Origin of the sequence: Acinetobacter sp. V104_13, from assembly GCF_031798995.1 — a bacterium.
GTDB lineage: Bacteria > Pseudomonadota > Gammaproteobacteria > Pseudomonadales > Moraxellaceae > Acinetobacter > Acinetobacter pittii.
This window is the reverse complement of the sequence record NZ_JAVQNP010000022.1, coordinates 16,064-30,933: the sequence shown is the minus strand read 5'-3', so window position 1 is coordinate 30,933 and position 14,870 is coordinate 16,064. Positions and strand designations below refer to the sequence as shown.

The 14,870-nt window shown below is 40.0% G+C and carries 16 protein-coding genes; 7 read left to right on the top strand and 9 right to left on the bottom strand.

The genetic code is table 11. The features are described 5' to 3' along the window. Window positions 1-7 precede the first annotated feature (7 nt). Together murJ and ampD are read right to left on the bottom strand one after the other, a co-directional pair. Window positions 8-1,558: a murein biosynthesis integral membrane protein MurJ gene (murJ, locus tag RMB06_RS07280; RefSeq protein ID WP_005804817.1), complete on the bottom strand. Its 1,551-nt coding sequence runs from the start codon at window positions 1,556-1,558 to the stop codon at window positions 8-10. A gap of 72 nt (window positions 1,559-1,630) precedes the next feature. After that, window positions 1,631-2,200 (bottom strand): 1,6-anhydro-N-acetylmuramyl-L-alanine amidase AmpD, encoded by a 570-nt coding sequence (gene ampD / locus RMB06_RS07275; RefSeq protein WP_311078963.1) that lies wholly within the window; start codon window positions 2,198-2,200, stop codon window positions 1,631-1,633. A 171-nt stretch (window positions 2,201-2,371) separates the two neighbouring features. Between ampD and nadC the strand changes: the two genes are divergently transcribed. Then, window positions 2,372-3,217 carry a carboxylating nicotinate-nucleotide diphosphorylase gene (nadC, locus tag RMB06_RS07270; RefSeq protein WP_005804819.1) on the top strand — a complete coding sequence of 282 codons (846 nt, stop codon included), beginning with the start codon at window positions 2,372-2,374 and terminating at the stop codon, window positions 3,215-3,217. On the opposite strand, the gene RMB06_RS07265 is transcribed toward nadC, so the two are convergent. The 6 genes from RMB06_RS07265 to RMB06_RS07240 form a co-directional block, all read right to left on the bottom strand. Next, window positions 3,214-3,381, bottom strand: coding sequence for a hypothetical protein (locus RMB06_RS07265; protein WP_000938939.1), 168 nt, complete (start codon window positions 3,379-3,381; stop codon window positions 3,214-3,216). The two genes, nadC and RMB06_RS07265, sit on opposite strands and share 4 nt — an antisense overlap. 434 nt (window positions 3,382-3,815) lie before the next feature. After that, window positions 3,816-5,984, bottom strand: a complete 2,169-nt coding sequence (locus RMB06_RS07260) for a phosphocholine-specific phospholipase C (RefSeq protein ID WP_311078959.1) — start codon at window positions 5,982-5,984, stop codon at window positions 3,816-3,818. Window positions 5,985-6,004: 20 nt separating this feature from the next. Further along, window positions 6,005-6,139: a hypothetical protein gene (locus RMB06_RS07255; protein ID WP_255787789.1), complete on the bottom strand. Its 135-nt coding sequence runs from the start codon at window positions 6,137-6,139 to the stop codon at window positions 6,005-6,007. A 133-nt stretch (window positions 6,140-6,272) separates the two neighbouring features. Then, window positions 6,273-6,989, bottom strand: a complete 717-nt coding sequence (gene rph, locus RMB06_RS07250; protein ID WP_002120794.1) for a ribonuclease PH — start codon at window positions 6,987-6,989, stop codon at window positions 6,273-6,275. Window positions 6,990-7,148: 159 nt separating this feature from the next. Further along, a complete protein-coding gene (locus RMB06_RS07245) occupies window positions 7,149-8,291 on the bottom strand; it encodes an acyl-CoA desaturase (RefSeq protein WP_311079031.1) in 1,143 nt (380 codons plus the stop codon). 29 nt (window positions 8,292-8,320) lie between these two features. Continuing rightward, window positions 8,321-9,346 (bottom strand): ferredoxin reductase, encoded by a 1,026-nt coding sequence (locus RMB06_RS07240; RefSeq protein WP_311078957.1) that lies wholly within the window; start codon window positions 9,344-9,346, stop codon window positions 8,321-8,323. 173 nt (window positions 9,347-9,519) lie between these two features. On the opposite strand from RMB06_RS07240, the gene RMB06_RS07235 reads away from it, so the two are divergent. Further along, window positions 9,520-10,158, top strand: coding sequence for a TetR family transcriptional regulator (locus RMB06_RS07235; protein WP_068611912.1), 639 nt, complete (start codon window positions 9,520-9,522; stop codon window positions 10,156-10,158). A 138-nt stretch (window positions 10,159-10,296) separates the two neighbouring features. Beyond that, window positions 10,297-10,944 (top strand): TetR/AcrR family transcriptional regulator, encoded by a 648-nt coding sequence (locus tag RMB06_RS07230; RefSeq protein WP_025464204.1) that lies wholly within the window; start codon window positions 10,297-10,299, stop codon window positions 10,942-10,944. Window positions 10,945-11,031: 87 nt separating this feature from the next. Here RMB06_RS07230 and RMB06_RS07225 read toward each other — a convergent pair whose 3' ends face one another. Further along, window positions 11,032-11,649: a thiol:disulfide interchange protein DsbA/DsbL gene (locus RMB06_RS07225; RefSeq protein WP_005804825.1), complete on the bottom strand. Its 618-nt coding sequence runs from the start codon at window positions 11,647-11,649 to the stop codon at window positions 11,032-11,034. Between the two features lie 180 nt (window positions 11,650-11,829). Here RMB06_RS07225 and ubiG point away from each other — a divergent pair, with 180 nt between their 5' ends. The 4 genes from ubiG to RMB06_RS07205 all read left to right on the top strand — a co-directional run bounded on the left by ubiG (window position 11,830) and on the right by RMB06_RS07205 (window position 14,686). Beyond that, on the top strand, window positions 11,830-12,543 hold the full coding sequence (gene ubiG, locus RMB06_RS07220; RefSeq protein WP_005804826.1) for a bifunctional 2-polyprenyl-6-hydroxyphenol methylase/3-demethylubiquinol 3-O-methyltransferase UbiG: 714 nt from the start codon (window positions 11,830-11,832) through the stop codon (window positions 12,541-12,543). Then, complete coding sequence (locus RMB06_RS07215; protein ID WP_081403807.1) at window positions 12,540-13,241, top strand: HAD family hydrolase; 702 nt, start codon at window positions 12,540-12,542, stop codon at window positions 13,239-13,241. Before ubiG ends, RMB06_RS07215 begins: the two co-directional genes overlap by 4 nt. Before the next feature lie 68 nt (window positions 13,242-13,309). Continuing rightward, entirely contained in the window at window positions 13,310-14,056 is a 747-nt protein-coding gene (locus tag RMB06_RS07210; RefSeq protein ID WP_002120710.1) for a YciK family oxidoreductase, read from the top strand. A gap of 216 nt (window positions 14,057-14,272) precedes the next feature. Next, entirely contained in the window at window positions 14,273-14,686 is a 414-nt protein-coding gene (locus tag RMB06_RS07205; protein WP_005071792.1) for an RcnB family protein, read from the top strand. The last annotated feature ends 184 nt before the right edge of the window (window positions 14,687-14,870 follow it).

Here is a 14,870-nt window from a genome sequence, read left to right as displayed (position 1 = left end):
TTTATTTTTAGTGTTTTAAATCTCTAGGTCGAAAACCCGTAAGGATTAAACCGATCAGGTAAGCAATTATCCCAACTACACATAGCCCTACGACTTCAGCAACACGTAACCACTGTGAAAGCTCTCCGTTATACCAATTGAGCCCAAACCAAAGCGCTGCAATCATGGCAAGGTTCGCTAAACCATATTGAAGTCCTAATTTCTTCCAATGCGGACCAAATCGGAAAATATTACGCTTATGCAAATAGAAGTAGAGTAAACCAGCATTTACTAACGCTGAACCTGAAGATGCTAGTGCAAGTGCCATATGTTCTGCATGCCAATCAATAAGCTTAAAGAAACCAATAAATACAACGTTTAAAATTGCATTAGCTGCGACCGACATTAAGCCTACGCGCACTGGTGTTTTTGTGTCTTGTTGTGCATAGAAACCAGGTGCAAATACTTTAATCAGCATGAAAGAAATTACACCTGCACTCATACATTGCAATGCTAGAGCTGTCATTTGTGTATCACGTAGATCAAACTCACCACGCTGGAATAATGCTTGAATAATCGGTGTTGAAAGCATAAATAAAGCAATACTTGCCGGTAATCCTACCAATACAATGACTTTTGCAGCCCAGTCGATCATGCCGCGGAACTTTGCTTGATCCTGCTCTGCATGACGGGCAGAAAGCGAAGGCAAAATTACTGTACCAATCGCAACCCCAATTAAACCTAAAGGTAGCTCAGTCATGCGTTCAGCACTGTAGAGCCAAGACACTGAACCATCTTGCATGAAAGATGCCCAAATCGTATTTAGCAATAGGTTAATCTGAGTCACCGATACACCAAATAATGCTGGAAGCATTAATTTTAAAATACGCTCTACACCCTCATGTTTAAAATCAACTTTAGGTGGAATCAGTAGGTTTTTACGCCACAATTCAGGAATTTGTATCGCTAACTGTAATACCCCAGCCGCAACAACTGACCAGCCTAATGCTTTGATTGGCTCAGCCATATACGGCGTAAGCCACCACGCTCCTGCGATCATCGCTACATTTAACAAAACTGGTGAAAAAGCTGGTGAGGCAAACGAACCATAACTATTTAAGATGCTGCTAGCAAAAGCCGTGAGCGACATAAACATTAGATATGGAATAGTCAAACGGAACATGCTGACGGCTAAATCGAACTTTTCTGGATCACTGTGGAAGCCCGGTGCGTACATATAGATGATTGCAGGTGCTAAAACCATAGCCACAAAAGTGAGTAAGGTCATAACTGTTAGCAAACAGCCAAATACCCGACTAATTAAGATCTGTACTTCAGCGTGTGCTCGACCTGTTTTATATTCAGTTAAGACTGGGATAAAGGCCTGAGAAAAGGCGCCTTCGGCAAATAGTCGTCGAAAGAAGTTAGGAATACGAAAAGCGACGACGAAGGTATCAAAATCTTTACCTGCACCAAACACGTTGAGCAATACGACATCACGTACTAATCCTAACACTCGTGACAACATCGTCATTGCACTGACAATAAAAGTCGATCGCCACAATGCCATCGCACTCACCTACAGCTATATTCGAAAGACGCTATTGTAATGAAACTAGAAAATCTTTTCGTTGTGAAATGATGAACAAACTCAAGTTTTTTTCTGAGCTAACAATTGTCTAAAGTGCTGCCATTTAAAATAAGGGCCTGGATCGGTTTTTCGGCCAGGAGCAACATCTGAATGCCCTGCAATATGGTTTTTAATTTCTGGATAAGCTTGGCGAATAGCAGTAACAACGTCAGTTAATACTTCATATTGTACATCTTCAAAAGGTAAATCATCACTTCCTTCAAGTTCTATACCAATTGAATAATCGTTGCATTCTACTTTGGCTAAATAACTTGAACGCCCTGCATGCCATGCTCTCTCGTTAAAGTTAACAAACTGTAGAACTTCACCTGTTCGTAAAATTAACAGATGTGTAGAAACTTGCATGCCTTTAATAGTCTGAAAATAAGGATGAACTGACCAATCTAACTTGTTTTGAAAAAACTGCTCAATATAGCCACCTCCAAATTGAGACGGCGGCAAACTAATATTATGAACCACAATCATTTGAATTTCGGTGCCAGTCGGACGCTGGTTAAAATTTGGAGAAGGGATTTGTCTCGCCCCTTTTAATTGTCCATCTATAACTTCATACGGTGTGATTTGCTTCATTGAGACGCCAATAAATTGCTTGCCAATTGTTTTAGTTTAAAACAGTTATGCGCTTTTCAAAGCAGTAAATGCGATTGTTTATCGCGATTAATCTCATAAAATAGCTTATTTTTCAGGTTGACGATGCTAATATATCGCAAGTTTTAGGGTCATCGACAAAATGGAAACCGTATGAGCATACCTCAGTCTTTGCTTGAACAATCAATTCAAATCAATATTCAACAAGCATTACAAGAAGATATTGGGGACGGTGACATTACCGCTATGCTCACACCTGAAGATGAGCAAGCCACGGCAACCATTATTAGCCGCGAAGATATGGTCTTAGCTGGACAACCGTGGGTTAATGCGCTCATCTCAGCTTATGACAATACTGTTCAGGTGACTTGGCTAAAACAAGAAGGTGAACGTGTTGCTGCAAACGAAGCCTTTTTAAAGCTTGCTGGTTCTGCACGTAGCTTACTGACTGTAGAGCGCCCTGCTTTAAACTTTATTCAAACTTTGTCTGCTGTTGCAACAAAAACTGCTGAATATGTTCAACATCTTGAAGGTTTAAATACAAAACTTCTCGATACACGTAAAACTCTACCAGGCTTACGTATTGCACAAAAATATGCGGTTGCTATCGGGGGCGGACAAAACCATCGTCTTGGCTTATTTGATGCGTTCTTAATTAAAGAAAACCATATTATGGCAGCAGGTGGTATTGCTCAAGCAATTGCCAAAGCACATCAAATCGCACCGGGCAAACCTGTTGAAGTCGAAGTTGAAACTTGGGATGAACTAAATCAAGCGCTTGAAGCTGGTGCTGACATTGTCATGCTCGATAACTTCAGTCAACAGCAAATGATTGATGCCGTAAAACATGTGGCGGGCCGCTGTAAACTCGAAGCCTCTGGCAATATCACTATTGAAAACTTGCGTGAAGTTGCCACCACTGGCGTTGACTATATTTCTATGGGTGTCCTAACTAAAGACGTTAGAGCTGTTGATTTATCTATGCGTTTTAATGCTTAGATAAAATCTGCGTCATTATTAGTATTTTTTTGCGACTTGGTCATGTCTGCCGCTTGTGTTTTTTGCCACGCTGACTGAGTCGCTTGTGCCCCACTATCACGTGGATCGGCAGCCATTAGAACAAATGTCACTACTGCTAATAATACAATAAAACCTTGTAGCATAAATTTTCCCCATTACTTTAAAAAATTCAGGGTTTCAAGGTAAAAGATAAATATGACCAGGCTTAGGAGATTCTGTTACAAAAGGTAAGTCTTTATTTTTATTATTCATCTATACGACAGCATATTCCCACATAATATTTTATATCAACAGCATAACTCCCTTTATTTACTATCGTGACATGGATATCTCTTTTCCTACACGACAGAGTCTTATCGCTTAGAATTTTTTGCCAACAGCTCATTCTGTTACTTTGGTTTTGCCCAAAGTAACCAAAGGCATTGTCATCTGCAAAACCTGCCCACTTTCATCCTCTATCCTATTTTGTTGCAAAAATAAGATCCTTATAGATTATAGACAGGTTGCAGATGACTTTTAGCACCAATTAATGAGGAATAAATTTCAATACCTTCATTAACAGAAATAACTTACCAACCTAAGACTCTAGATAACCCATATATGGATCAGAAATTGAATCTTCTTGAGTTTCTATACGGCCTGCGAAACGACGACTGAAAGTAGTATCATCAGCTAAAGTCACAGTGAAGTCATACCAGCCACCAAATTCAGACATATCCCAAACTAATTCTTTTTCAGAACTATTGGTTTCAATCGTCCATGTCTTGTTTGGAAGATAAGCATTTGCTTTGACGTTTAGCTTGACTGACTTATTACCATCATGACGCACTTTTAAATACAAATTCGCATCACACTCTTCCACACACACTCTAATTTCCGGTAATACTTGAGTCTGGTTAGCTTGACTCAAATCGCCTTTAAACGCGCGATGGAAACCATTTGGTCCAAGCACCCACAAATCGTACTGCCCATTTGTAGCATTCCATACATCATCGAGCTGTTTACCCGCCTCAACCATATAACGACGTGGAATTGCCGTAAGATCTAATCGGTTATAGACATGAAAAACGGCTGCCTGTTTACCCGTATTAGAGAACATCAGCTTAACCGTTTTTTGAGTGACATCGACTTTGGCACTGGTGTGCAAAATATATGGCAAAGCACGTGATGGCCTAATTCCCATTTCCTGCTGAGGAAATTGCTGCTGGCTCGGAACAGGAACTTGTGGCAATAAAGCTTGAGCAACACGAATCGCATCGGCTTCGGCTTTAGTTTTCTTCCCATCTAGTTCAGCAACAGGCAGAACATTCGGTGTTTTAAAGTTAAATGCCGTCGTTAAATCACCACATACAGCACGGCGGTATGGGCTAATGTTAGGTTCTTGCACACCAAAGCGTTTTTCTAAGAACTGTAAAATAGAGGTATGGTCAAAGACTTGAGAATTTACCCATCCTCCACGGCTCCACGGCGAAATCACATACATTGGAACGCGTACACCTGGTCCATACACTCGACCATCTGGCTTAGGTTGAGATTTTGAAGTCGCTACTGCTGGATGGTTAAAGTACTCATAAGATACTTGCTGATCGTTTAAAGTCGTTTTTCCATATACAACACCGTTTACATCTTTAGAAGGTGCACTTGGTGAAGGAATATGGTCAAAGAAACCGTCATTTTCATCGAAGTTCACCAATAAAACAGTTTGGCTCCACAGCTCAGGGTTTTCAGTTAATGCATTTAATACTTCTTGAATATACCAGGCACCTTGTACAGGACTAGATGGCCCCGGATGTTCACTGTAAGTTGCAGGAGCGACCAACCAACTCACCTGCGGTAATTTACCTTGTACGATATCAGCTTTAAAAGTTCCTAAAAAACCACCGTCCGGCATGGTATTGGCAATACCTTTGTAAAGTGGTTGAGTCGCATCAATCTTTTCATCGTATGCTGGACACGTTAGTGTGTCGTTACTAACAGGTTGACCAGATTGCTCATTTGCACGGCGATACTGTTTGAAACCAGCTAACGGGTTATCGGTAAAGTTATCTGGCATATTTTGATAAACTTTCCATGTTACGCCAGCCTGCTGTAAGCGCTCAGGATACGTCGTCCATTCATAACCTTCTGTTGATGCCCCAATCCCATCAAATTCATTTACAACACTCGCAACACCTGCACCTGTAGGACCATTAGTTCCAGTCCAAATAAACTTACGGTTTGGGTTGGTTCCAGCATGCATAGCACAGTGGTAAGCATCACAAATGGTAAAAGCATTCGCTAAAGCAAACTGATATTCGACTTCTTGTTTTTTATAATAGCCCATCGACTGTGGTTTTTTATAAGCGACCCAATCACTCATACGGCCATTGTCCCAAGCTGCTTGGCCATCAGACCATGAGTGAGGTGTACCTGAAACACGCTGAGCATTTCCTAAACGACTATCTAAATGGTAAGGCAATACTTTCTTTTTATTCGCATCATATTGTTCCCAAACCTTTCGGCTTTCCGTCATTGGAATCGTAAAACGATCACCAAAACCACGTACACCTTTTAATGTTCCGAAATAATTATCGAAAGAACGGTTTTCCTGAGTCAAAATCACGATGTGTTTAACATCTTGAATAGTTCCACTTTCAACTTTGGCATCAATAGCTAAAGCTTTTTGAATACTCAGCGGGAAACTCGCTAAAGCAGCTGTCCCAAACATGGTTTTTGTAGAGTTTAAAAGAAATTCACGACGATTCATTAGTTCTATCCTAGTTCTTATTATGGTGCACAGTGCATTTTGCAATTACTGGTGGGCGGTGTTGTTGGCGATGAATTATCTGAGTCGTTATCATCGTTACAAGCACTGAGCATGAGTGCTAAAGAGGTAATTAATAAAAGTGAAAGTTTTCGCATTGGTTTTTTCCAAACGGTTTAAATGCGAACTACTAATAAAGCGTAAAAGTGACAAGCAAGTGATGTTTTTATGTCGATTTGATGAAGGCATAAAAAAACGCATCCGAAGATGCGTTTTTCAGAAAGCGTAAAATTACCAGCCTAAAGCTTCTTGTTGCTTTTTAATGAGCTCGGCAATTCCTTTTTCAGCCATTTCTAACATGGCATTGCTTTGAGCGCGGGTAAACGGTTTGTCTTCGGCAGTACCTTGAATTTCAATAAACTCGCCAGCTTGTGTCATTACTACATTTAAGTCAGTTTGACAGTTCGAGTCTTCTTCATAGCAAAGGTCAAGCAACACTTCGTCTTGATACATACCGACAGAAATTGCAGCAACCAACCCTTTAAGCGGATCATGCTTAATTTTCTTTTGAGACAATAAAACATTCATCGCATCAACCAATGCTACAGCAGCACCAGTGATTGAAGCAGTACGCGTACCACCATCAGCCTGAATCACGTCACAGTCGATGGTAATCGTGTTTTCACCAAGCTTTTTCAAATCAACCATCGCACGTAAGCTACGGCCAATCAAACGTTGGATTTCTTGAGTACGACCAGTTTGTTTACCACGAGCCGCTTCACGGTCACAACGTGAATGTGTTGAACGCGGTAGCATGCCATATTCTGCCGTTACCCAGCCTTGGCCTTGGCCTTTTAAAAAGCGTGGCACTGAGTTATCAATGCTTGCAGTACAAAGGACTTTGGTGTGACCAAATTCGACTAGCACAGAACCTTCAGCATAACGGGTGTAGTTTCGTGTAATTTTCACTTCACGTAATTGGTCTAATGCACGTTGGTCAATACGCATAATCCTTCCTAACTTCTCTTAAATACGAACTTGGGCATAGTATAGCAAAGGATTTTGACAGGTTGAGTTTATTCCCTACTTTCAAATGTAAGTCTGCAAGTTTCATAACTCAAAAATAAAAATAGCCCCTAAAAAGGAGCTATTTTGAATTAACTGAGATTATGCAAAATTAAATTTTGCTTTTAACTTTTCTAATGTCTGCATTACTTTTCCAGTGGTATGGTTTGGCAGTGAACATTTCGCTAAACGTACCCATACACTCCAGAACTGGCGCATAAAGTTCGCTTCATTGTAATTAATGCCATATTCTGCGCAAAGTGCCTTAATTTTCGGTGCTACTTCTTTATAGCGGTTAGCTGGCATATCTGGAAATAAATGATGCTCAATCTGATGGCTTAAGTTACCACTCATAAAATGTAGCCATTCTGTACCACTAAAATTACTTGAACCACGAATCTGGCGTAAGTACCACTCGGCCTTAGTTTCGGTATCAGTATTATCAGGCTCAAACGTTTCTGCATCTTCAGTAAAGTGACCATTAAAAATCACCGCAGATGACCATAAATTCCGGATAATATTCGCAACTACATTTCCTGCAAAAACCGGTAAAAACATAGGGCCAGAGATCACAGGGAAAAACACATAGTCTTTTAAAACTTGGCGTGTGGCTTTTTTACGGACTTTAGCCGAATCTTTCCACACCTGTTTCCAGCTCTTGGTTTTATAAACTAATGCATCTTCAAGATGTAAGTTTTGTACACCTACATACCACTCAAAGAAAAACATTAACTGTAGACCTAGAGGAATATTAAACAGGTGGCGAGGTTCCCACTTCTGTTGATCACTTACTCGCAAAATACCATAACCGACATCATGGTCTTTACCGACAATATTGGTATAGGTGTGGTGCACATAGTTATGTGTTTCACGCCAGTCATCACCCGATGCAATGGTATCCCAATCGTAAGTATTACCATTCAAGCTTGGTTCATTTAACCAGTCAAACTGACCATGCATGACGTTATGACCAAGTTCCATGTTTTCTACAATTTTAGAAATACCTAATAAGCCTGTGCCTAGTAGCCAGACTGGCGGAATCCAACCACCAAACATCAACATGCCACGCGATGCGATTTCGGTATATCGAACAAAATTACGTACTTTGTAGATATATTTTGCATCTTGCTCACCAAGACTTTGCATAACGTCTTGACGAATCTGCTCAACACGGCGACCAAACTCTTCAGTCTGTTCAGGTGTTAAATGAGCAGATTTAGAAACAGTAGAAAATTCTAATGCCATATTCATAGGTTAATCCTCTTTAATTCTTTTTATAGATCAATCGTGACTGGGCTTAATGCCTGGCTCACGCATAGTTTAATTGGACGGTTCGGTTGATCTTCAATTTCACCAGTTAACAGGTTTTGAGTAACTCCGCTTACCTTGGTACAGCTGCATTTATTGCAAACACCCATACGGCAACCATGTTGTGGGCGTAAACCGACTTGCTCTGCACTGCTCAGTAAATTTGTTTCAGCTAAAAACTCGTGTTGAGCACGGCGGAAAATAACAGGCTGTGCTACATGTGTACCAGTCACGTGAAGTGGCTGAAAATACTCTTGATGAAGCTGGGACTGAGCATCTTTTTGTGCATAAATTTCATTGGCTTGCTGCATCATGCCATGATGACCACAAACATAAGTTGCTGTTTGCTCGAAATCTGGAACCAGCTTTTGCAGTAAGCTTTCAGTTAAATGCTGCTTTTGCTCGGTGGTATTAAAAAAGTGATATTGAAGCTGCGGGTGCTGTTCTGCCAAAGCTTTTAATTCAGTATGAAAAATTTCCGCACGATTAAAATAAATGACATGAATTTGTTCAAGTTGCTGTTTTAAAGCTTGCTGCAAGAGTGAATAAATTGCAGTTATACCGCTTCCTGACGCAATCAAAATCGCAGGATGCTGACCTTGGTGCAAAATAAAATCACCTTGTGGTTGTGAAATCTCAACACACTCACCCACATGTAATAGTTGAGCTGCACGAGACACCAAACCTTGTACTTTAATACCTAAAGCGATTTCACCCTGAGTAGTCACTTCAATAATTGAATAACTACGCTGTTGGTAAACGCCATCGATGAGTAAAGTCAGCAGGATACTTTGACCCGCTCGAACCTGATCGAAATTAAAATTACGATTCGGTTTAAGTCTAATGAGCACCATATCGGTATGAAGTGGCTGAACTGCAGTAACTTCTGCAAGTACCCTTTTCCACGCCCAAGTCACGTTAATTTTCTGCAAGACAAAATCAACGAAATCTTCTCGAACCCAATGTGGCTGATAACTAAGTGTTGCGTTCATACGTTCCTCTTTTGTATCTGGCTATTTATTTGAGTGAACACATGTTCGTATAGTGAACATATGTACACTATATTTATAACTGTTCACTCAGTCAACACTTGTTCACTATTTTTTTTATGAAAGTTTGCTCTTTTTTGTTAGACTTTGGCTCACGGTTTAAATAGGTTCTTTTAATGTCGATACGGGATGAACGAAAACAGCAAAGTCGTCAGGCACTTCTCGATGCAGCCTTGCATCTAAGCACGTCTGGGCGTTCGTTCAGTAGTATCAGTTTGCGTGAAGTTGCACGTGAAGTAGGTTTAGTACCGACAGCGTTCTACCGTCATTTTCAGGACATGGATGAACTCGGCAAAGAACTGGTTGACCAAGTTGCCCTACATTTAAAAAGCGTTTTACATCAACTAGGTCAAAGTTATTTACAACATAAATCTGCTAAAACCCAAACCAGTATTGAGCTATTTGTGCAGGCGGTAAATCATAGCCCTAAGCAATGGCAATTTATGATTGCTGAACGTTGGGGAGGCTCAGAAACAGTACGTGCAGCAATTGCCAGAGAAATTGAATTTCTGATTGAAGATCTAACAACTGATCTTACTAAACTCGAAAATTTTAAACATATTCAAAATCCTCAAGACTTAAATGTCTTATCTACCATTTTGACTAATATGTCATTTACATGGGCAATGACGTGGCTCAACCTATCGAAACAATATCAAGATGAACAGCTCAAGCTGCAACAAACTGCCTTTATTGAAAATGCCTCTACACAAGTTCGTTTACTCTTTAGAGGGATTGCAAACTGGGAACGATAGAAGCGGCAAATGACAAAAAACAGGTTATGTGGTAATACGTAAAGAGAGAAAGAAAAAGGCTAAAAATTTCGAGAAAAGTCTTTTTCTTTTTTACAGGAAGTAAACTATTAGTTAGGCCAAACTGGTGTGGGAATACCTATGAATCTTGATCGTCATACACAGTTTTTGATGCGTAAAGAAAAAATTCTGAGCGTGGCAGAAAAGTTGTTATTAGAAAACAATCAGGAAATTACTCTAGATGAGTTAGTGGCCGAGCTAGATATTGCTAAAGGCACACTTTATAAGCATTTTAGAAGTAAAAATGAGCTTCTACTTGAGCTCATTATTCAAAATGAAAAGCAAATTTTAGAAATTTCTAAAAAATATAATACAGATTTCAAAGAATATGCTCCTCATTACATGCTTCATCATTTACTTGCACCAGGTAAAACGATTCTATTGCATCAACTTGAAGAAAATCTGACGATGACAGAGTCTAAGTTGAAGCATCTTTTCGAAGAGCTGTATGAAATTCGACAGCAGCGTATTTTGGCAATTAAAGATATTACCGAAAAGTATTTAAAATCATTAAATTATGACATGTCGATTCGTGATTATTTGTCTTATATCTGGTCACTGACTTATGGTGCATCACTACTTTTAAATTCTACTTATTATCAGCGTTCGATTGGTTCTCGCCAAAAATTAATTAATTTATATATTAATCAAGCATTATCACTGCCGACTCAAACCGCTAATTTTGACGTTTTAAATTTTCAAATTGAAGATGAAAACCAGAAAAATTAATTGAATTATTTCGTGATAATTAACGATAAATTAAATATAAAAATGGGCTTCGTATGAAGCCCATTTTTGAAGTAAAGCCTAAACAACTTATTTTGCTTTACGTTCTTTCTCAATTAAATAATTAAGAACTTGAGTAACTTTACCATCTTCACCCTGCACAACATATTTACCATTCACGACCACTGCAGGTACGCCTGTTAATTGGTATTGTTGAGCAAGTTTATTTGACTCAGCAACTTTTGCCGTCACAGCAAACGAGTTATAAGTACTATTAAATTTCTGCTCAGGTACGCCATAACGAGTAAAGAATTTCGCAGCAGAAGCCTGATCAAAAATTTGTTGACCGTTCACCTGAATCGCATGGAATAGTGGTAAATGCGTGCGTTTACGTACACCTAATGCCTCAGATGTATAGTACGTACGTGCCCCTTGTTCCCACATTTTATTCATTGCAGCAGGTGTACGTACAAAACGTACATCTTTAGGAATCTGTTTTAACCACGTTTGCATATGCGGTTCAAGTTTAAAACAGTGTGGGCATCCATACCAAAAGAACTCTCGAACTTCGATTTTCCCCGGAACTTCCACTTTGCCTGGATTGGCAATCACGGTGTAGTCTTTACCAGCAACAAAATCTGCTGCCATTGCACCACCCGATACGGCCATAATTGCTGCACTCAAACCACCCAAAACCAATTTTTTCATTGCTACAGCTTTTCCTCTAAGTTGTTATGCATTAGCTTATGCCCTAAATATAAAACAAATATGCTAAATTCGTTTTGCTTCTGTGAAGTTTTTTATTGGGTTTATCGCTTTTTTCCCAATAATCGCTACACTAACGGCGAACTACATCCAAAAAGATAACTCAAGTTTAGAGGTAGCACCATGTCGCAATTGAATGTTGATTTACAAGAAATCGCAAAGTTTGAAGCACTTGCTGCCAAATGGTGGGATCAACATTCTGAATTTCGCCCACTTCACCAGATCAATCCACTACGTCTTAACTGGATTGATGAACGTGCAGGCGGTCTCGCTGGTAAAAAAGTACTTGATGTCGGCTGTGGTGGCGGTATCTTGGCCGAAAGCATGGCACGTCGTGGCGCAGATGTATTAGGTATCGATATGGGTGAAGCACCTCTAGCTGTCGGCCGTTTACATGCTCAGCAAGAAAATGTTCAAAATATTGAATATCGTCAAATTCCTGTAGAGGAATTAGCACAAGAACAGGCTGGTCAATATGACGTGGTGACTTGTATGGAAATGATGGAACACGTTCCAGATCCAGCATCTATTGTAAAAGCTTGTCAGGCTCTGGTTAAACCGGGCGGCCATGTGTTCTTCTCGACCATTAACCGTAACCCAAAATCTTATTTATTTGCCATTATTGGTGCAGAGTACGTACTACGCATGTTGCCAAAAGGTACGCATGATTATCATAAATTTATTCGACCATCTGAAATGGCACATGATATTCGTAATGCAGGCCTTACGTTAAAAGAAATGACTGGACTACATTACAACCCACTGACCAAGCATTACTGGTTAGCGCCAAATGTCGACGTTAACTATATGGTTCATACGATTAATACAGGTGCATGATGAAAGCTGTTTTATTTGATTTAGACGGTACGCTTATCGATACAGCTGCGGATTTCATTCGTATTATTCAGCAAATGTGCCGTGATGCAAGACGCCCTGTTGTAGAAGCCGATCTTATTCGCACTCAGGTGTCTGAAGGTGCACGTGCGATGGTGAAATTGGTCTATCCAGAGCTGGATGTGGCCAATCCAATTTTCTTGGCACATCGTCAAAACTTTTTAGATCTGTACGGCAATAATATTGTGGTTGATACAGATCTGTTTGAAGGCATGTATCCACTCTTAGAAGAGTTAGAAGCTGCACAAATCCCATGGGGTATTGTGACCAACAAACCGCGCGGATTAAGTGAATCTCTTTTAGAAAAGTTAAATCTGACCGAACGCTGTGCAGTTTTGGTATGTCCTGAAGATGTCAGTAAAACCAAGCCAGATCCAGAACCAATGTATTTGGCCGCTAAACAGTTGAATATCCCAGCAAATGAAATTATCTATGTGGGTGACCATCCACGTGATATTGATGCTGGTCGCAATGCCGATATGTATACCATCTTGGCAGCTTATGGCTATTTACCTATCGAACACCGTGATGATTTAGCATCATGGCAGGCCGATTCGATTGTAAATACAGTGACAGAATTACACGATATGTTACGTCAAAAGCTTCCTGCTCTACAGGAAAATCAGCGTATGATAAGTTAACATCAGAGTTTTATAGACTTTTTTAACGGCTATTTGTTTTATCAATATAAAAAGAAGGAGGTTTACCAATGAAATATTCAGAATACCAACCTCGTCCGGATCTACTCAAAGATCGAATTATTTTAATTACCGGTGCTGGTGATGGAATTGGGCGAGCTGCGGCTCTAAGTTATGCCCTACATGGTGCAACCGTTGTCCTACATGGTAGAACCTTAAATAAACTTGAAGTTATTTATGATGAAATTGAGAGTCTCGGTGCACCACAACCCGCGATTTTACCGCTACAACTTTCAAGTGCCTCTGACCGTGATTATGACTTTTTAGTCGATACGCTCGAAAAGCAGTTCGGACGTCTAGACGGTATTTTGCATAATGCGGGTATTTTAGGTGAACGTGTAGAGCTAGCACATTATCCTACAGAAGTATGGGATGACGTGATGGCAGTTAACTTACGTGCTCCTTTTGCCCTCACTCAAGCTCTATTACCACTTTTGCAAAAGTCAGAAAACGCCTCTGTTGTATTTACCAGCTCAGGTGTAGGCCGTGAAGCACGAGCTTTATGGGGCGCATATTCTGTCTCAAAAATTGCCATTGAAGCAGTAAGTAAAATTTTTGCAGCGGAGAATACTTATCCAAATATCCGCTTTAACTGCATTAATCCAGGCGCAACACGTACTGCAATGCGTGCGAAAGCCTACCCACAAGAAGATCCGAAAACACTACCTACACCAGAGTCTATCTTGCCTGCTTACCTCTATTTAATGGGTGAAGACAGCTTGGCACTCAATGGTCAAAGTATTGATGCGCAGGATTAAAAAGTTAAAGATGAAAAAGCTAAATTAAATTACGGCCAATCATCAAATCTGGCTTGCCTATACCTGAAAAGATATACAAGCCTTTTTTATTATTGATAAAAACCCTTGATCTATCCGTAATTTTAATTGAACCATTAAATGATCTTCACAGTTTCTCTGCATTTTGCGCGTAGAGTATTCAACATGAGAGACATCAGATGTAAACGAGGATGCATCATGAAAAAGTTGTTCACCATCTTAGCCCTTTGCATAACCGTACTAACCACAAGTATGGCGAGCTTTGCTGATCCTCCTTTTGACCGAGGCCATGGCCCCAAAGGTCCTAAAGGTGGAGGTCCACGTGGTGAGTGGAATGATCGTGGGCCAGGATTTGGACGTGATCATGATGATGATCGTATCCGTGACGAACGCCGTATGCGCGAAGAGCGTGGCTTTGAACGCTTAAAACAACATCGCTGGCAGCCTGGCTATGTTATGCCACAGCACTATCGTGGTAATGGCTATAAAGTCGACTATAAAGATAGTAACTTGCCTAAACCAGGTCGTAATCAGCAATGGTACAAAATCAATAATGACTATATTTTAGTCGACACAGATTCTAATAGCATTGTGAGTATTCGTGGTTTTTAAGGCGATAGACCCTCGCTATCGCTGAATAAAAAGGATAAAGCCTCTCGGTTTTATCCTTTTTTATTGCTTATCTAACTTAAAAATAAAAAGATTTTTTATATTCTTAAATGATGAATTTTCTTAATTTCTTCTTATTTCATAGAGAGTTTTCACATTTATTCTTCTTAGCCTCCACGATTTATCT